15 protein-coding genes are annotated in these 17,907 nt (G+C 67.4%); all 15 read left to right on the top strand.

Annotation, left to right across the window (positions count from 1 at the left end; genetic code table 11):
- Positions 1–163 precede the first annotated feature (163 nt).
- Positions 164–907: a sigma-70 family RNA polymerase sigma factor gene (locus tag LZC95_12940; protein ID WXA97737.1), complete on the top strand. Its 744-nt coding sequence runs from the start codon at positions 164–166 to the stop codon at positions 905–907.
- Positions 908–926: 19 nt separating this feature from the next.
- A complete protein-coding gene (gene mnmA / locus LZC95_12935; protein ID WXA97736.1) occupies positions 927–2,027 on the top strand; it encodes a tRNA 2-thiouridine(34) synthase MnmA in 1,101 nt (366 codons plus the stop codon).
- A gap of 37 nt (positions 2,028–2,064) precedes the next feature.
- On the top strand, positions 2,065–2,901 hold the full coding sequence (locus LZC95_12930; GenBank protein ID WXA97735.1) for a hypothetical protein: 837 nt from the start codon (positions 2,065–2,067) through the stop codon (positions 2,899–2,901).
- 103 nt (positions 2,902–3,004) lie between these two features.
- The gene (locus tag LZC95_12925; protein ID WXA97734.1) at positions 3,005–3,997 is read left to right on the top strand and encodes a hypothetical protein; all 993 of its coding nucleotides are present in this window, start codon (positions 3,005–3,007) and stop codon (positions 3,995–3,997) included.
- A 15-nt stretch (positions 3,998–4,012) separates the two neighbouring features.
- The gene (locus LZC95_12920; protein ID WXA97733.1) at positions 4,013–6,529 is read left to right on the top strand and encodes a protein kinase; all 2,517 of its coding nucleotides are present in this window, start codon (positions 4,013–4,015) and stop codon (positions 6,527–6,529) included.
- 32 nt (positions 6,530–6,561) lie between these two features.
- A complete protein-coding gene (locus LZC95_12915; GenBank protein ID WXA97732.1) occupies positions 6,562–8,211 on the top strand; it encodes a hypothetical protein in 1,650 nt (549 codons plus the stop codon).
- A gap of 23 nt (positions 8,212–8,234) precedes the next feature.
- Entirely contained in the window at positions 8,235–9,575 is a 1,341-nt protein-coding gene (locus LZC95_12910; GenBank protein WXA97731.1) for a methyltransferase, read from the top strand.
- Positions 9,572–9,769, top strand: a complete 198-nt coding sequence (locus tag LZC95_12905) for a hypothetical protein (protein WXA97730.1) — start codon at positions 9,572–9,574, stop codon at positions 9,767–9,769. Before LZC95_12910 ends, LZC95_12905 begins: the two co-directional genes overlap by 4 nt.
- Positions 9,766–10,701, top strand: a complete 936-nt coding sequence (gene tilS / locus LZC95_12900; GenBank protein WXA97729.1) for a tRNA lysidine(34) synthetase TilS — start codon at positions 9,766–9,768, stop codon at positions 10,699–10,701. The genes LZC95_12905 and tilS overlap by 4 nt, the downstream gene beginning before the upstream one ends.
- A gap of 90 nt (positions 10,702–10,791) precedes the next feature.
- Complete coding sequence (gene ftsH, locus LZC95_12895) at positions 10,792–12,732, top strand: ATP-dependent zinc metalloprotease FtsH (GenBank protein ID WXA97728.1); 1,941 nt, start codon at positions 10,792–10,794, stop codon at positions 12,730–12,732.
- A gap of 281 nt (positions 12,733–13,013) precedes the next feature.
- Entirely contained in the window at positions 13,014–14,030 is a 1,017-nt protein-coding gene (gene gap / locus LZC95_12890) for a type I glyceraldehyde-3-phosphate dehydrogenase (GenBank protein ID WXA97727.1), read from the top strand.
- A 17-nt stretch (positions 14,031–14,047) separates the two neighbouring features.
- Positions 14,048–15,271: a phosphoglycerate kinase gene (locus LZC95_12885; protein WXA97726.1), complete on the top strand. Its 1,224-nt coding sequence runs from the start codon at positions 14,048–14,050 to the stop codon at positions 15,269–15,271.
- Entirely contained in the window at positions 15,268–16,044 is a 777-nt protein-coding gene (gene tpiA, locus LZC95_12880; protein WXA97725.1) for a triose-phosphate isomerase, read from the top strand. The genes LZC95_12885 and tpiA overlap by 4 nt, the downstream gene beginning before the upstream one ends.
- 91 nt (positions 16,045–16,135) lie before the next feature.
- A complete protein-coding gene (secG, locus tag LZC95_12875) occupies positions 16,136–16,594 on the top strand; it encodes a preprotein translocase subunit SecG (GenBank protein ID WXA97724.1) in 459 nt (152 codons plus the stop codon).
- 59 nt (positions 16,595–16,653) lie between these two features.
- Positions 16,654–17,904, top strand: a complete 1,251-nt coding sequence (locus LZC95_12870; protein WXA97723.1) for a hypothetical protein — start codon at positions 16,654–16,656, stop codon at positions 17,902–17,904.
- The last annotated feature ends 3 nt before the right edge of the window (positions 17,905–17,907 follow it).

The raw sequence follows: 17,907 nt of genomic DNA, 5'->3' as shown, positions 1-17,907 counted from the left end.
TAGGAAAAGGGTGTGCTCTTCGGGTGCATGTGCGGCGCACATCGAAGAAGGGCGAAGAGCGTAGTACGTCAGAGGTCAAGTTCCTAGCTAAACTCCCATTCCTCTTCAGCCTCCGCGAGACTCTTGACAGCTGTTGCGCGGAACTAAGATGGTCTCCCATCCGATGCCCGAGAGCCCTGCTCCGAAAGCGCCCACATCTCCGGTCAAGGCGGCCGCCGATTCTCCCGAGGTGCATGCGCGCGTCCTCGAGGGTATTTCGCTCGTCACGACCCTGGCGCGCCAAATGCACCAACACCTCGGCGCCAGCTTGAGCATCGACGACCTCGAGGCCATCGGCCGCGAGGGATTGCTCGACTCGGCCCGCACCTTCGACCGCGAGCGGGGCATCCCGTTCTTGCGCTGGGCGAGCCTGCGCATCCGCGGTGCGATGATCGACGGCGCCCGTTCCCACGGCTCGCTTCCGCGGCGCGTCTACCGCAAGCTCCGCGCGTTGGAGGCGGCCGACCGGGTGCAGGAGGTCGTGGCCGAGGAATTGGCCGCTACCCCGCCCAACGACCCCGAGGCGGCCGATGAAAAATTGGGCGAGGCCCTGTCGGGCATGGCCCTGGCCATGGCGGCGGCCTTCCTGTCGCCCCAAACGCACGGTCTGGACGAGATCATCCACCCGGACACCGAGTCGCCGGAGGAGGAGTTCGCCCACGCCGAGCTCATGAACCGGGTTCGCGACGCGATTTCGAAGCGTCCCGAGAACGAGCGCACCCTGCTCGAGCGGCACTACTTCGACGGGATCACCTTCGAGCAGGCCGCCCAGGAAATTGGGCTGTCCAAGTCGTGGGCGAGCCGCCTGCACGCCCGGGCCATCGAGGCCATCTCGCGGGAACTGAAACGGACCGGCATTAAAGATTGACCATGCTATACGCACGCGCATGAAGCGCGAGCGCATCGTGGTGGCCATGAGCGGCGGGGTCGATTCCGCCGTGGCCGCGGCGCGGCTGCATGACGCCGGGCACGAGGTGGTCGGCGTCACGTTGCACCTTTGGGACTACCCCGACGAACTGGACGCCCCCGGCGGCCACGGCCGGTGCTGCGCCCCGGAAGACCAATACGACGCACGCCGCACGGCGGACGCGCTGGGCTTTCCGCATTACACCTTCGACCGGCGCGAGCTGTTCGCCAAGGAGGTCGTGGCGCCGTTCGTCGATGCCTACGTCGCCGGCGAAACGCCCAGCCCTTGCACCACGTGCAACCGCGAGGTGAAGCTCGCCGAGCTGTTTGCCATCGCCGACCGCCTTGGCGCACGCGCGATCGCCACCGGCCATTACGCCCGCATCGGGCGCGATGCGGACGGGACGCCGTTCTTGCTCGCCGGCCGCGATGACAAGAAGGATCAGAGCTACTTCCTTTACGCGACACCCCGCGAAAAACTCGAGCGCCTCGTCTTCCCGCTCGGCGAGAGCACCAAGGGCGAGGTGCGGGCCGAAGCCGTCGCGCGAGGTCTCCCCGGGGCCACCAAGGGCGAGAGCCAGGAGCTCTGCTTCGTGGGCGGCGGCGAGCACGCGTACACACGCTTCGTCGAGGAGCGCAGTGCGGACCGCGTTCGGCCGGGGCCCATCGTGGACGATACCGGCCGCGTCGTCGGCGAGCACGCGGGCGTGCATCGCTTCACCGTCGGCCAGCGCAAAGGCCTGGGCGTGGCGCTCGGGCGCCCGATTTGGGTGACGCAGATCGACGCCGCCACCAACACGGTGCACCTCGGCGGGGAGAAGGCCCTCGCGGGAATGGGCGCCAAGCTCGACGACGTCGTGCTCGCCCCCGGAGTGTCGCTGCCCCTTTCGGCGCGCGTACGCATCCGATACCGCCACCCAGGTGCGGAGGCCACGATTGTCACGTCGGCGGAGCCGGGATCGGCGCACGTGACCTTCCGTGAGCCGGTGGCTGCGCTCACACCGGGGCAGATCGCGGTCTTCTACGATGGCGACCGCGTCCTCGGCGGCGGACGATTGCGCTCGCGCGACCTCGCTTCGTGAGTGCGCGGCGCCTCGAATGGGCGCTAGGATGCGAGGCATGGGCCTCACGCGCGGACTCGCTCCCGCCATCGTCGCCACCGCGTTGTTGGGCGCCGTGCTCGTTCCCGCATGCGGCTCGCTGGGCGACGGCGAAGGAAGCATCGGGGGCACACTCAACGTCCCCAATTGCTGGTCGGGCGACTTCCGGCTCGCGCCGGACTTCTACGCGGGTGTCCCGTACCGCGACAGCGTGCAGCTGCGCATCCAACACGGCGGCGACTTCGAGACGTTCAGCGACGGCATCATGATCCTCGTCGACGACGTGCACGCCATCCGCGGCGACAATGGCCTGCCCTCACGCCTCGGCCAGCCGCTCAAGGTCTCGCTCCCGGTGGGCGTCTTTCCGCCGGGCGTTCCCATCACGCCCGATCCGGATCCCGGCCTGGTGCACCTCACCTTGTACTTGCAGCGCACTTGCCGCACGCAGAACGTGGCCCTGCACGCGGTCTCCGCGGCGAGCCTCAACGCCAACGGGACCTGCGACGCCATCGACAGCGGGGAGCCCTTCATCGGCCCGTGCCAAGGCAGCGCATCCCCTCCCGGTGCCGATGCGGGTGCTGGTGGGGACGCGGGTGCCGACGGCGGCGATGGCGGTACCTCGACGCCTCCCAGGGTTGGCTACAGCACAATCACATTCGACCACCTGTACAACGCCGTGCCGGAGGAGACGAACGCCGCCCAGCGCCTGAGCGAGGGACGGTTCGACGTGTACCTCGTCGATCCTCGGGAAATCTGCCCAGGAGGCCTGGGTCCCCCGCCCCGCTGCCGCGGTCATCTCACCGGGAATTTCCGCTTCTACTTCGAGCGCGGGCGTCCCGGGCAGCCGTTTCCGTAGCACAAGCGAGCCTCTCTCTCGGGTCGCGCTGGTATTTTGGCGTTTTTCCTAGCCTTGCGCGCTTGGGGCGGGATCGATAACCTTCGCCCTAGAGATTTCAATCGTGCGAGATTTTCAGACGTTCTTTGCGCGCGGCGCGGGAGCGGTCCTTGCGGTCTGTCTGCTCGGGACCGGCGAACCCCTCTACGCTCAGTCCGCCGGCGGTCCCGGTGGCGGCGCCGCCTCGGAACGGATCCGGAACGCCGACCCGCCGCGCGGCGGGCCCGCCTTCGAGCACGCACAGGCCGCGTGGGGACGCGGTGACTTCGACGTCGCCGAGCAGCAGTTCGCGGAGGCCCTCGAACAAGGCGGCCTACCCCGCAAGGACGTACTCAAGGCACACGTCTACTTGGGCGCCGCACGCGCAGTCCTCGGCAAGCGCGATCGCGCCCTCGCAGCCTTCCGCATCGCCGCCACGCTCGATCCATCGTTCAAGGTTCCCTCGGAGGCCGGCAAAAAGGCCACGCTGATCGCGGACACCGCACGCCGGCAGCGATCGCAGCCCGTCACTCTACAGGCGGAGGCCCCTGCCGACGTGGGGGTGGGCCGCCCGTTTCGGGTCGAGGTCTCGCTGGTAGGCTCGCAGTCGCCCATCACCCGGGTGGTGCTCGCCGTCGGCGACAGCGCAACGTCGTCGTACAGGACCGAGCAAGCGGCGAGCGCGCACGTCGCCTTCGACGTGCCGGGCCGCATCGCCACCGACGGCGCCGCACTCTTGGTGCGCGTGAGCGGGCTCGATGCCCGGGGCAACGAGTGGGTCTCGAGCGAATCGAACGTGCGCGTGGAGACGGAAACCCAAGGCCCCACGCCACTGCCCATCGCCTCGGTGCCACCGCCGCTGACGAACGAATCGGCGAAGTCGTCCGCGTTCCGTGTGAGCGCCGCGCCGGCCACCAAAGACGACCACGATTCGAAGAGCGGGGGCTTCTGGTCCAGCCCCTGGCCGTACATCATCGGCGGCGCCGTACTCGCAGGCGCGGGTGCAGGCGCGTACTTCCTCCTCCGACCTTCGGACGACGTCACCGTCGCTCCCGTCCAAGTTCAAGCCATCCGGTGAAGGAGATCCCAGACGTTGCCCCAAGATCGCGTCCACCGCCCCGACATCACTGGTAGCGCCTCCTCGGGCGGTGGCGGCAGCGGCTCGTCCACGGAACCACGCGCGGGCACGTATTTTCTGGGCCGATACCGCGTCGTCGACGAAATCGGCATCGGCGGCATGGCCACCGTGCACCTCGCGCGCATGGATGGTCTGGGTGGCTTCCAGAAGTGGGTCGCCATCAAGAAGATCCACGCGCACTTGCTCGAGGACGAATCCTTCGTCCAGATGTTCCTCGACGAAGCACGCATCGTCGCGCGCATCTCGCACTCCAACGTGGCCACCGTCTTCGAGCTGGGCAAGCACGAGGACTGCTACTGGATCGCGATGGAGTACCTGCACGGCGAGCCGCTGCGCGAGTTGATGCGCCGCACCGAGGAAATCGGCACGCCCATGCCGCCGGAAATCGCCTGCCGCGTCATCGCCGATGCCGCCGAGGGATTGCACGCCGCGCACGAATTGGTGGGAAAGAACGGCGAGAAGCTGCAGCTCGTGCACCGCGACGTGACGCCGCACAACCTGTTCGTCACCTACGACGGGACGACCAAGGTCGTGGACTTCGGCATCGCGAAGTTCGCCTCGCGCATTTCCAACACGCGCGCGGGCACGCTCAAGGGCAAGCTCGCGTACATGTCGCCGGAGCAGGTGCACGGCGAGCCAATCGACCGCCGCACGGACTTGTTCGCGCTCGGCGTTGTGCTCTGGGAGCTGACCACCGGGCAGCGTCTTTTCCGCATGGACAATGACCTGGACACCTTGGCGAAGGTCCAGGAGTGCAACGTGCCGCGCCCGAGCACGTTGGTGCGCGGCTACCCGATCGACCTCGAGAAGATCGTCATGAAGGTGCTCGCGCGCAACCGCAACGAGCGCTACAAAACCGCGCGCGAGCTCTCGCGGGCGCTGCAATCGCTGCTGATGCGGCGCGGGCTCTTCATCGCGAGCGACGAGGTCGCGAGCTACGTGCAGTCGATCTTCGCCGAGCGCATTCAAAAGCGCGAGGCGCACCTGCGCTGGGCCGCGGAGGTCACGCAGACCATCAACGTCGAGGGGCTCCGCGCCACCGAGGCCATCACGCACCCGGTGGATCCGGGCTGGCCGAGCGCGGGGCGCGAAATGCCTTTCCACCCTGACGCGAAGGCGGCCGCGCCCCCGAATGCGCGCCTGCCGACGCCGAGGCCCGCCGCCGGTATGCCTGCCCTCGCACCGAGGCGCGGCGATCAGCCGATGCTGCGAAGCCAGGAGACGCCGTCGCTGGAGACGCCGCCCACGGGCGTGCGGCCGTACGACGACGGTCCGACGCTCCAGGGTTCGCTGCCCGACTTCGGCTACCACGGCGGCGAGGACTTCGACGACAACGACGACACGCTCGTGGCCAAGGGCAAAGAGGGCGCCGCCAGCATGAGCCGCGAGGCCCCGCGGGACGCTTCACGAGAGAAGGGGGCGGCGACACCGCAGGGAGCACCTCCGCTCAACAACACGGGTCAAAAGCCCGCTGTGCCATTGCCGGCGGCAGGGCGGCCCGTGGAGCCGTTTCCTCCTCCGCCCCCCGCCGAGGTGCACACCTTGGCAATGGAGGCGGTGCCGGTCCCCATTCCCTCGCCGTTCGCTCCTCTGCCGGTGCCGAACAACGTCGCGAACGAGTTCGCCCATCTGCGGCCAGGAGCGGCCCCCCAAGCCGGGCCTGGGGCGGCGCCGGCGCAGCCCAATCCATTCATGGCCAGCCCGCTGGCGCCCGCACCGGATCCGCGCTGGAACGCGTCGGTGGGCATACCGGCGGCAACGACGGGGCAGAGCCCCATGCTGCTGCCGCCGGATCTCGACAACCGCACCATGACGGCACGCTCGCTGAAGCAGGGCATCCCGATGTGGGTCGTCGCGCTCGGGTCGGGCCTCCTCGCGCTTCTCTTCGTCGGTGCGATTTACCTGCTTCTCTCGGGCACGCTCACCGAGAAGCCCGAGGCCAAGGTGGAGAAGTCGCCGGCCGCCTCGACGAGCGCAGGGCCCTTCGGAGGTGCGCGCGATGCCTTTGCTGCGGCCATCGCACCGCAAACCTCCGTCACGGCGTTGCCGCCGGCGGACGACAAGCCCCCCGCCCCTCCTCCGGAGCCCCCCGCGGTCACGCCGGCCGCACCGTCGGCGAGTGCAACGGCGACCCCACCCGCCACCGCGACGGCCAAGAACACCTCGTCTTCCTCGCGCAGCAGCAAGGAGCCCAAGGAGACGGGCCCCGTCGAAATCCCGCGCGGCAGCGGCCCGGCCGAGAAGAAATCCGAGCGCACGGGCCTTTTGACCATCATCTGCAAGCCCACGCAGTGCGACGAGGTTTACGACAACGGCAAGCTTCTCGGTTCTTCGCCCCTCTACCGGCAATCCGTCTCCGTGGGCGAACATCGTTTGACACTCAAAACGTTGAACCCTCCTGTAACGAAGACCCAAAAGGTCAGCATTTCGGCCGACGAGCTGAATATCCAGCAAGTGACGATGTCCCCGTAAAGGTGACGCGGCGGCGTGCTATCCAGAAAGCCGTGCGCCGTCCTCACGGGCTCTTCTTTCTTGCGGCCTGGCCGCTCGCGTTGGTCGCCGATACGGCATGCAATGGCAAGCCGGAGCTCTCGTTCACGCTCCATGTGCCGGACGGCGTTCGCGATCAAGCCACGTGGTACGAGATTGGCGTCTTTGCGGATGCGGCTTGCCCATCGGCGGCCCAGCTCTCCGCGGGTGTGCCCACGACGGGCACCCGCGCCCGCGTAGCCTTCCGCGGCGGAACCAAAAGCCCTCCCGCGATAGGAGATCTCCCGCGGGGTGCGTACGCCTTTGCCGCCGTGGCCAAGAAGGACGACTGCACCGTGCTCGCCACGGGCTGCACCTCCCTCGACGTGGGCGATGCCAACGAGGTGTCCATCACGCTGAAGGCCAAGGACACGCCCTCGGGCGCGTGCGGCGAAGGCACCGTGTGCACGAATGCGCAGTGCACCCCGTCCACGGACAACGATCAGCCGAGCGTCGGGGCGGGCTGCTCGCTCGAGCTCGTCGGCGCAGGCCCGTTGGGCAATCCGCTGGGCACCGCCGGGACCATCGTGAGCTACCCGGCCATCGTGCCCACGGAAAAAGGCTTCCTCGTCGCGTACCGCGAGTACGACGCCATCCAGGGCCGCTCGCGCCTCACGTTCGCGCCCATCGACACGGGTGGAGGCTTGGGCACGCTCGTCACGCAGGATCTGCCCGATCGATGCAACAACGGCGAGGAGGCCGACGCCGTCGGTCTCGCGTACGAGAAGGACCGCGGGCTGGCCGTGATGGCGCGCGCGCTCTGCAATGGCAAGGCAGGGTTCGATCTTTTCGCCGTCGATGCTGCGGGCGCGATCACCAAGCAAGGCAAGGAGACCGGGTCGTTCGTCGCCAGTGCGCGGCTATCCCTTTCCGCAGCGCACGCCATGGCCAAGACGCCGACGGGCAATGACTTCTACGTCGCGGGCCTCAAGGATGGTCAGGCCTTGCTGAGCACCACCAGCGACGTGCAGTTCGCCCCGAGCACGCCGGTCTCCATCGGAGGTGCGGCACCGCACACCGATGCGTGGGTCGCCACGAGCAACGCGGCCACCGCCGTCCTGTCCGCGGCACCGGGCTCGGGCGCGCCCGACGCAGGCGCCGATGCGGGCAAGGAAGGTGTGCTTCGCCTTCAAATGGTCGCCGGTGGCAACGTGGGTGGCCTTCCGCAGCCGTATGAAATGCCGGGAACCTGGGGCTCGATGGCCCTGCAGGGAACGCGGCTCGTCGTGGCCAGCAATGGCAACACGGCCGGGCGATCGGTCGTGTTTCGCGTCTTCGATTTGGGCAAGAACGTCCCCACCGTCGAGGACGGCTTCAACACGGAGGCGCTCGGCAAGGTCTCGTTCGCCGACGTCGCATACAACAAAGCGCACGCCTTTTTCGCGGTGGAGCAGCCCGGCGCCATCACCATCGTGGCCTACGACCAGATGGCCACGGACACGCCCGTTTTCCTGCGGGAAGAGCAGCTCGCACTCAACCCGCGCGTGCCCGCGCTCGCCCAGGTCCGCGATGGGCGTATTGCCATCGCCGCCACCGATACACGGGTCGCGGTGGTTTGGGCCACGGCCCGCACCCTGACCGAGCACGATCCCACGGGCGGCTATGCCGTGTTGGCATGCAGGTAGGGCGCGCGCTATGAACGGCGACGATGTCCCGACCCCGTAAGGAAAAACCGCGGCCTTCGAACGACATGACGCTCGAGATCGCCGAGGTCGCGCCCGGCGGGGACGGCGTCGCCATCGTCACGCACCAGGGCGAACGCCGCGCGGTGTTCGTGCGCGGGGCCGCCCCCGGCGATCGCATCGAGGCCCTCGTCGACTTTCGCTCGCGTCCGGCGCGCGGGAACCTGCGCAACGTGGTGGGCGCAGGGCCCGATCGCGTCGAGCCAGCGTGCCCGCACACGCTGCGATGTGGCGGCTGCAATTGGATGCAGATTGCAAGCGATGCGCAGACGCGCATCCACGTGGAGCACCTTCGCGCCGTGCTTCCCGAGGCGTGGCGCGAGCATCCCGTGGAGTCCGTGCGCGCCACGACCGCCCTGCGCTACCGCACGCGAGCGCGGGTGCACGTGCGTGCATCGGGCGGGCGCGCCATCGTCGGGATGCACGCGCCCTCGAGCCATGAGCCCATCGAGGTCGACGCCTGCGCCGTGCTCCACCCGACCATCGAGCGCGCGCGGCTCGAGCTCGAGGCGCAGTTCGAGCGCGCCCACGGCACCGGCGACGTGGAAATCGCGCTGGGCCCGCCCTGCGAAAACGAGGGCGAGCGCGGCCACGTGCTCGCGGTGCGCTGGAGCGGGCCCCTTCCCGCAGAGGTGTACGCGCGCTTCGAGCGCGCGCTCAGCCAGGGCGGCGAGACCAGCTTGCGGGGCGTCAGCATCGTGTGCGGCGAGGCCACGCGACCGGCTGTCATCGGCGATCCCACGCCCTGGATGACCGGCGCCGATGGAACGCCGCTTCAACTCGCCGTCGGCGGCTTCGCCCAGGCCTCGGAGGAGGGCAACCTCCTCTTGGCCCGCCGCGTGGGCGAGCTCGCCGAGAGCGTGGTCTCCTCCGTGCAGAATGCACACATCGTCGAGCTCTACGCCGGCGCGGGCAACTTCACGGTGCTCCTGGCGCGGCACGGCCAAGTCGTGGCCGTCGAGTCGCACGCCGGTGCGTGCCGTGCGGCCCAGGTGAACTTGCGCGACCGCGCCCTCGAGGGCACCAAGGTCGTCGAGGCCGACGCCAGCACGTACGCACTTCCCAAGTCGCTGCACCTTCTCGTCCTCGATCCCCCGCGGACAGGCGCCCGCGCCGTGTGCGAGCAGGTGGCCGGCCTTCGACATCCGCCGCGCTTCCTCCTCTATGTGTCGTGCGATCTGGCGACCCTCGGACGCGATCTGCACACGCTGTCGCCGCTCTACCGGCCGCGCACCATCGAGGCCTTCGAGCTGTTTCCCCAGACGAGCCATCTCGAAACCGTGGTTCTGCTCGAGCGGGTGCGATGAAGACGAAGCTCGACGCGCGCTTGTTGCAGGAGGCCGAGCGCTTCGCCTTTCGCTTCGCCTGCGAGGACTGCGTCCACTTCGACCCAGGCCCGCCGGGTCGATGTGCACACGGCTACCCGCCCGGTCCACGCCGTGACCAGCTTGAATCTGCGCAGATCGAGATCACTTTCTGCAAGGAATTCGAGCTCCGATGAGCCGCCCCTCGCACCCGCCGACCTTGCTCACCATCGCGCGCCGCACCATCGTCGAGGAATCGCTCCTCACGCCCGGCGACGCGGTTCTTCTCGCGGTGAGCGGCGGGCGCGACTCGATGGCTCTTCTGCACGTGATGAGTCTTCTCGCGAAAAAAACCGCCTACCGACTCTTCGCCTTCGGCGTCGATCATGGCCTGCGACCGGACGCCGCGCGTGAGCTCGATTTGAGCGAATCCTTCGCACGCGAGCTCGGTGTCCCGTTTCGGCGCACCTCGGTCGATGTCGCGCCGGGCGGCAATTTGCAGGCACGCGCGCGCGACGCTCGCTACCTCGCGCTGGAGGATGCCGCCGCGGCGTTTGGCGCATCCGTCATCGCGACCGCGCACCACGCAGAGGACCGCGCAGAAACATTTCTTCTTCGCCTGCTCCAAGGGTCGCACGCCGCGGGTCTCGCCGTGCTCCCGGCCAAGGCTCCCGCGACGAACGACGCGAAATTACCGCGGATTCGTCCCCTCATTCGGGCCAGCCGCGCGGCGATTGACGCGCATGTGACGCGTCACGTCATCTCGTTTGCGAATGACCCTTCGAACGCGAACCCACGCTTCGCACGAGCGCGTGTGCGGCACGAAGTGCTTCCTCTTCTTCGCACCTTGAGCCCCAAAATCGTCGAGCATTTGTGCAGCTTGGCCGACGAGCTCGCTCCTTGCAGCGAAGGAGCGAACGCACGAGGTCACGCGTATCCGTTGCCGCGTGCGACACAGCTCGCTCTCGCCGAACTCCGCAGGACCCAATCGGGCACGGCACGCATCCAACTGCCTGGAGGCCTTGTCGCCATGGCGGATCGGACGCACGTTTGGTCCGAGACCGCTGAGGCAACCTTATCGGAAACTGCTTCCACAAGGCCACTAAGGCGTCCCGCCCCTAAAGACTGATCACATACGCTCTTCCCCGTATGGATGCGCCCCTGGTTCGATGGTACTCGTTAAAGGACTCTTTTCCTGGCCGGCCCCCGAGGTAAAAACGTGAAGCAATCGCATAAAACGCTGCTGCTGTGGGTGCTGCTGATCCTCATGTTCTTGGCGATCTGGCAGTTTTTGAGCCCCGCAGACAGGAAGCAACCCGTCGCCTTCAGCGAGTTCCTCAATGAGGTTCACGCCGGCCACGTCGACGACATCAAGATCAAAGAACGCGAGTACATCTTCCGCGTTCACACCGGTGACGCGAAAGCGACGGTGACGAAGGAGACCGTCGGCCCGCTCGCCGACGAAGCGTTGCTCAACACCTTGAAGCCCGATTCGAAGGAAGCCCCGGCGCCGAAGATCGCCTTCGAGAAGGAAGATGCCTCGCCCTTCTGGTCGAGCACCCTCATCACGCTGCTGCCGATGCTCTTCATCGGCGTGATGTTCTTCCTCTTCATGCGCCAGCTCCAAGCGGGTGGCGGCAAGGCGATGAGCTTTGGCAAAGCCAAGGCCCGCATGCTGAGCGACTCGCAGAACAAGGTCACCTTCGCGGACGTCGCCGGTGTCGACGAAGCGAAGGACGAGGTGGAAGAGATCATCGCCTTCCTCAAGGACCCGAAGAAGTTCCAACGCCTCGGTGGCCGCATCCCCAAGGGCGTTCTGATGATCGGGCCGCCCGGCACCGGTAAGACGCTGCTCGCGCGCGCCATCGCCGGTGAGGCAGGCGTTCCCTTCTTCAGCATCTCCGGTTCGGACTTCGTCGAGATGTTCGTGGGCGTCGGCGCCAGCCGCGTGCGCGACTTGTTCGAGCAAGGCAAGAAGCACGCGCCCTGCATCATCTTCATCGACGAGATCGACGCCGTCGGTCGTCACCGCGGTGCAGGCCTCGGCGGCGGTCACGACGAGCGCGAGCAGACGCTGAACCAGCTCCTCGTGGAGATGGACGGCTTCGAGTCGAACGAGGGCGTCATCATCATCGCCGCGACGAACCGTCCCGACGTTCTCGACCCCGCGATTCTGCGCCCCGGTCGTTTCGACCGCCGCATCACCGTCACGCGCCCCGACGTGCGCGGCCGCGAAGCCATTCTCCGCGTCCACGCGAAGAAGACGCCGCTCGCGCCCGACGTCGACCTCGAGACCATCGCCCGCGGAACCCCTGGGTTCTCCGGCGCAGATCTCGAGAACCTGGTCAACGAGGCGGCCCTACTCGCCGCGCGTCAGGACAAGGACGCCGTGTCGATGGTCGACTTCGAGATGGCCAAGGACAAGGTCTACATGGGCACGGAGCGTCGCTCGATGGTCATCAGCGACGAGGAGAAGCGCAACACCGCCATCCACGAGGCGGGCCACACGCTCATCTCGGTGCTCATCAACCACCACGACCCGGTCCACAAGGTCACCATCATCCCGCGCGGCCCCGCGCTGGGCGTGACTTGGTACCTGCCGAAGGACGATCGCCACAACTTGAGCAAGGAGCAGGCGGAGTCCAGCATCGCCGTGGCCCTCGGTGGCCGCATCGCCGAGGAGATCATCTTCGGACGGCTCACCACCGGCGCCGGCAACGACATCGAGAAGGCGACGGACATCGCCCGCAAGATGGTCTGCGAGTGGGGCATGAGCGAGAAGCTCGGGCCGCTCGCCTACGGCAAGCGCGAGGAGCAGGTCTTCCTGGGTCGCGACTACGGTTCGCGCCAGCAGGACTACTCCGAGCAGACCGCGGTGGAGATCGACCAAGAGGTGCGACGCATCGTGGGCGATCAGTACAAGAAGGTTCGCGAGCAGCTCGACCTACACAAGGACAAGCTCGAGGCCCTCGCCAACGCCCTCATCGAGCGCGAGACGCTCGATTCGGAAGAGATTGCCGCCGTCTTCGATGGTCGCGAGCTGCCGAAACGTGAGCGCGTGGTGATCCCGACCTACGCCGAGAAGGAGAAGGCGGCGAAGGAGAAGCGCAAGGTCGCCAGCATCTTCGGCGGCCCCCCGAAGCCGGCCACATCCGGCTGACCGCATCCGCCTGAGAGCCGTTGACGTAGGGTAACTACGGAAACATGTGAAACGGGAGCAGGAGAACCTGCTCCCGTTTCCCTTTTAAAGTCAGGGAAAAAACGCCAAACGAGCAGGGCCCGGCATATTCGTGCGGGAACGTGCGCGGGGTCTTGCTCGACCCGCGCGGTGGGGGTAGGTTGCGCGGGGCCTTCGGACGCAACCTCCGGCGGAAAGTCGGTCTAAAGCAAACCGCCGGCTACGTCGGAGCCCGAGTCGAAGACAAATAGGAGAGCTTCGTCATGACGGTAAAGATCGGCATCAACGGCTTCGGTCGCATTGGACGGTGCATCGTACGCGCGCTCCACGAGCGCAACGTGAAGGACGTCGAGTTGGTCGCTGTGAACGACATCACCGACCCCAAGACGCTTGCGCACCTCTACAACTACGACTCCATCCATGGCCGCGCGGAGCCGCGCGCCAAGGCCGTCGAGGGCGGCTTCGAGATTGCGGGCCGCACGGTGAAGATCCTCGCCGAGAAGGAGCCCGGAAAGCTCCCGTGGAAGGCGCTCGGCGTCGACATCGTGCTCGAGTCGACCGGCCTCTTCACGGACAAGGACAAGGCCAAGGCGCACATCGATGCGGGCGCCAAGAAGGTCATCATCAGCGCCCCGGCGAAGAACCACGACCTCACGGTGGTCCTCGGCGTCAACACCGAGCAGTACGAGCCGGCCAAGCACCACATCATCTCGTGCGGCTCGTGCACCACGAACTGCCTCGCGCCGGTGGCCAAGGTCCTCTTGGACAACTTCGGCATCAAGCAGGGCTTGATGACCACGATCCACTCGTACACCAACGACCAGGCCGTGCTCGACATCCCGCACCGCAAGGGTGACCTGCGCCGCGCCCGCGCCGCAGCCGTGAACATGATCCCCTCCTCGACCGGCGCCGCGAAGGCCCTGTCGGAGGTCATTCCGGCCCTCAAGGGCAAGTTCGACGGCCAGGCCGTCCGCGTCCCGACCGTGGACGTGAGCCTCGTCGACCTCACGGTGGAGACCGAGAAGACGCTCACCAAGGACGCGATCCACGCGGCGATGAAGGCTGCGGCGGAAGGCCCGCTCAAGGGCATCCTCGGCTACACCGAAGAGCAGCTCGTCTCGAGCGACTTCATCGGCGATCCGCACTCGTCGATCTTCGATGCGACCGTCACCCAGGTGCTGGGCGACCGCTTCGCCAAGGTCTTCAGCTGGTACGACAACGAGTGGGGCTTCTCCAACCGCATGATCGAGCTCACGCAGCTCGTCGGCAAGTCGCTCTGAGCCCACCAGGTCGAACCATGGAAGGTTACCTCGAGGGGATCCGGCCGATTCGCGAGCTGGAAATCGAGAACAAGCGCGTTTTCATCCGCGTGGACTTCAACGTCCCGCTGGATGAAAACGGCAAAATCACGGACGACTCGCGCATCCGCGAAGCGCTGCCCACGATCAAGCATGCGGTCGAGCGGGGCGCGCGCGTCATCCTGGCGAGCCACTTGGGCCGTCCCAAGCCCGGCAAAATGTCCGATGCAGAGCTGAAGAAGCTCTCGCTCGAACCGTGTGCCGCGCACCTCGCGGGCCTTCTGGGCGCGGAAGTCACCCTGCCGGAAGACTGCATCGGCGATGCACCGAAGAAGGTCGTTTACGATCTTCGCGCGGGCCAGGTGTGCCTTCTCGAGAACCTCCGCTTCCACGCGGAGGAGGAGAAGGACGAGGAAGGCTTCGCGCGTGAGCTGGCAGCGCTGGCCGATGTGTACGTCGACGACGCGTTCGGTGCGGTGCACCGCGCGCACGCCAGCGTGCACGGCATGGCCAAGCTGTTCCGCGATCGCGGGTGCGGCTTCCTCCTCGAGAAGGAGATCCTCGCCCTCGGCAAGCTGGTGACCAACCCGGACAAGCCGTACGTGGCCATCCTGGGCGGCGCCAAGGTGTCGGACAAGATCGCCGTGCTGGATGCGCTGCTGCAGAAGGTGGACGCGCTCCTCATCGGCGGCGCCATGGCCAACACGTTCCTCGCCGCCAAGGGTCTCAACCTGCAGGCGTCGAAGATCGAGACGGACAAGCTGCCGCTCGCGCGCACCATCCTCGAGAAGGCGCGCGAGGCGAAGGTCGACCTCGTTCTTCCGAGCGACGTCGTCACGGCGCAGTCGGTGGCGGCAACGTCGGGCACGGTCGTCAACGCCGGTGCGGTTCCGGAGGGCGGCATGGCCCTCGATATCGGACCGAACTCGGTGCGCGATTTCGTGCAGCGCTTCGCCAAGGCCAAGACGGTGTTCTGGAACGGGCCGATGGGCTTGTTCGAGAAAGAGCCGTTCGCGGCGGGTACCTTCGGCATCGCCAAGGCACTGGCTGAATCGTCGGCCTTCACCGTCGTCGGCGGTGGCGACAGCGCCGCAGCCGTGTACGCGGCGGGCGATGCGGTCGCGAAGAAAATGGGGCACATCTCCACGGGTGGCGGCGCCTCGCTCGAGCTCATCGAGGGGAAGAAGCTCCCGGGAATCGAAGTGCTCCGGAGGCCGGAGTGAATCCGGAACGACGTCCCCTCATCGCCGGGAACTGGAAGATGTTCCACGGCGGCAACAGCGGGCTCGCGCTCGCGGCCGACGTCGTGTCGATCGCGAAGCGCGTGCCTCACGCGGACCTGGTCATCTCGCCGCCGTACACGATCCTCGGTGCGGTTTCGCTCGATTGCCAGGGAAAGAAGGTCGCCATCGCCGCGCAGAACCTCCACGCGAAGGACAAAGGCGCCTTCACGGGGGAGATCAGCGGACCGATGTTGGTCGAAGCCGGCTGCACCTGGGTCATCATCGGCCATAGCGAACGTCGCCAGCTGTTCGGGGAGACGGACGCAACGGTCGCGGAGAAGACGGCGGCTGCGCTCCAATACGGGCTTCTGCCCATCGTGTGCGTCGGCGAGACGCTCGCGGAGCGCGAGGCCGGCAAAACGCTGGCGGTGGTCAAGAGGCAGCTCGAGGCCTTCCTCGACATTCTTGCCGCCTCCGACAAGGCCGTCGCCATCGCGTACGAACCCGTTTGGGCCATCGGCACCGGGAAAAACGCGGGGCCGGCCGAGGCGGAGGAAGTGCACGCGGCGATTCGGGCCTGGTTGGCCGAAAAGTCGCCGGCACTGGCTCAACGCACCCGCGTTCTGTACGGCGGGTCGGTCAAACCGGACAACGCGAAGGCGCTTTTGGGCTGCCCGAACGTCGACGGCGCACTCATCGGCGGCGCGAGCTTGGATGCAGCATCATTTGGTGCTATCGCGGAGGCGGCCGAAGCCCTTGCCATCGCACGGTAGGGGCCTCACCTTGACGCCCCACGCCACCAAGCTCCCAGGAACGACTCGAAAGCGAGCCTGGGTCAGAGCGAGCGAGCACCGGTAGGACCTCATGCAATCGTCGATCTTAGAGACCCTTCTTCAAATTGTGCACGTGTTCGTCTGCTTGGTGCTCATGTTCGTCGTGCTGCTCCAACAGGGGCGCGGCGGCGGCATGGGTGCCGCGTTCGGTGGTGGCGCTGCGGCGCAAGTCTTCGGTGGGCGCGGGGCGGGGAACATCCTGACCCGCGCCACATCCATCTGCGCAGCCATCTTCATGCTCACCAGCGTTTCGCTGGCGTACCTCTCCTCCTCCGGCGACCGCTCGCTGCGCGCGAAAGCTGCTGCGGAGGAAAAGAGGACTCGCAAGGAGAGCGAGCGCGGCACGGCACGGACGAAAGAAGAGAAGCCCGCCGCGCCGAAGGAAGAGACGCCCCCGGCGGGCGGTGCCACCGGCGCCTCGGGTGCACCGGGCGGCCCGACGGACAATGCCCCGGCAACGCCGGCGTCTTCTTCGTCGAGCCCGCAATAGACTCCCTGCTGAGCAAGAACGAGCGGCGCGCCGTCTTTTTGGACGGCGCGCTCCTTTTTGTGCTGAAGGTCGCGCTCGGCCTTTGGCTCGTCCACCGCGGATTGAGCCATATCTCGGACGACGATTTCGCACGCACCGTCATCGCCGAGCGATTCGCCCACGCCCCGCGGCTCGATCCCAGCGGAACGAGCTGGCTCCCCTTCCCGTTTTGGCTCACGGGCGGAGCCATGATGGCTTTCGGGCGCACGCTTGCCGTCGCACGGGCCGTGGCCCTTGCGCTGAGCGGCGTAGGTGCGGTGCTCGTCTATGCAGCCTTGCGCCTGGCCCGCGTGGATCGACTGACGTCCCTCGGCGGTGTCGCATTGGCCATGGCAACGCCGTGGAATGCTTGGCTCGGCGCCGCCACCGTGCCCGAGGGATTCACCGGTGCCTTCGTGGCCGCCGCCGCGATCGCGGCCAGCGCGCGGGCGAGGGCGTCGATCGGGCTGGTGCTCCTCTGCGCGTCGCTCTCGCGCTACGAGGTTTGGCCCGCATGCGCGGTGATCACCGTGGCCACGCTCGCGCGAACCCGTCCGCGGCTTTCGCGACCGGCACTGGTCGCGCTCTTGCCAACGGTGGGTCCCATCGCGTGGATGGCGTGGAACCTCCACGCCCACGGAAGCGCAACGCACTTTCTCGATCGGGTCACCGCCTACCGGCACGCGGTGGGCGCCGCCGGCGCGCCGCTGACGGAAAAGCTCCTCGTGTACCCGCGCGCGTTGCTGGGCGCCCCGGAGATCTTGCTCATCGGCGCCGTCGGCCTCATGGCCTTCGTGTTCACGCCGGAGATGCGAAAGCGGTGGTGGCTGCCGCTAACCGTGGCGCTCGCGATCTTGCTCTTCCTCGTCTACGGCGAGACCAAGGAAGGGGCGCCCACGCACCATCCCGAACGCGCGCTCGTGGTCATTTGGTGGATCCTCGCCCCCTTCGGCATCGATGGCGCGCGCGAGCTCGTCGCACGCCTCACCTTGCGACCCGCCTACGGTGCGGCGAACGCCATCTGCGTGGCCGTTGCGGCGCTGGGCTGGAACGTCACGCAACCGGGCGCGTGGGATCTCTTCCTCGAGAGCCAAATGGGTGAAGCCTCCCGCGCTGTGCAGATTGCCCGCGGGCAGGAGCTGCGCGCGTCCGGTGCCACGCACCTCGTCGTGACCCCGTGCGCGTACGAACACTTCGCCCTCATCGCAGCGTACGGCGCGCCCGAAGCCGTGGAGCTCCGGCCCCCCGAGCATCAACCGATACTCCGGGAGTGCCCCAAGGTGGAGCGATGACGT

Source organism: Sorangiineae bacterium MSr12523 (assembly GCA_037157775.1).
Taxonomy (GTDB): Bacteria; Myxococcota_A; Polyangia; order Polyangiales; family Polyangiaceae; genus Pendulispora; species Pendulispora brunnea.
The sequence above is the reverse complement of the archived record's forward strand: the minus strand, read 5'-3'. Positions and strand labels throughout refer to the sequence as shown.

Bases quoted from the DNA above. Each gene is read 5' to 3' on its own strand.
- LZC95_12910 (WXA97731.1), top strand. From the start codon at position 8,235: ATGTCCCGACCCCGTAAGGAAAAACCGCGGCCTTCGAACGACATGACG.
- mnmA (WXA97736.1), top strand. From the start codon at position 927: ATGAAGCGCGAGCGCATCGTGGTGGCCATGAGCGGCGGGGTCGATTCC.
- LZC95_12905 (WXA97730.1), top strand. From the start codon at position 9,572: ATGAAGACGAAGCTCGACGCGCGCTTGTTGCAGGAGGCCGAGCGCTTC.
- LZC95_12940 (WXA97737.1), top strand. From the start codon at position 164: ATGCCCGAGAGCCCTGCTCCGAAAGCGCCCACATCTCCGGTCAAGGCG.
- tilS (WXA97729.1), top strand. From the start codon at position 9,766: ATGAGCCGCCCCTCGCACCCGCCGACCTTGCTCACCATCGCGCGCCGC.
- LZC95_12930 (WXA97735.1), top strand. From the start codon at position 2,065: ATGGGCCTCACGCGCGGACTCGCTCCCGCCATCGTCGCCACCGCGTTG.
- gap (WXA97727.1), top strand. From the start codon at position 13,014: ATGACGGTAAAGATCGGCATCAACGGCTTCGGTCGCATTGGACGGTGC.
- LZC95_12885 (WXA97726.1), top strand. From the start codon at position 14,048: ATGGAAGGTTACCTCGAGGGGATCCGGCCGATTCGCGAGCTGGAAATC.
- secG (WXA97724.1), top strand. From the start codon at position 16,136: ATGCAATCGTCGATCTTAGAGACCCTTCTTCAAATTGTGCACGTGTTC.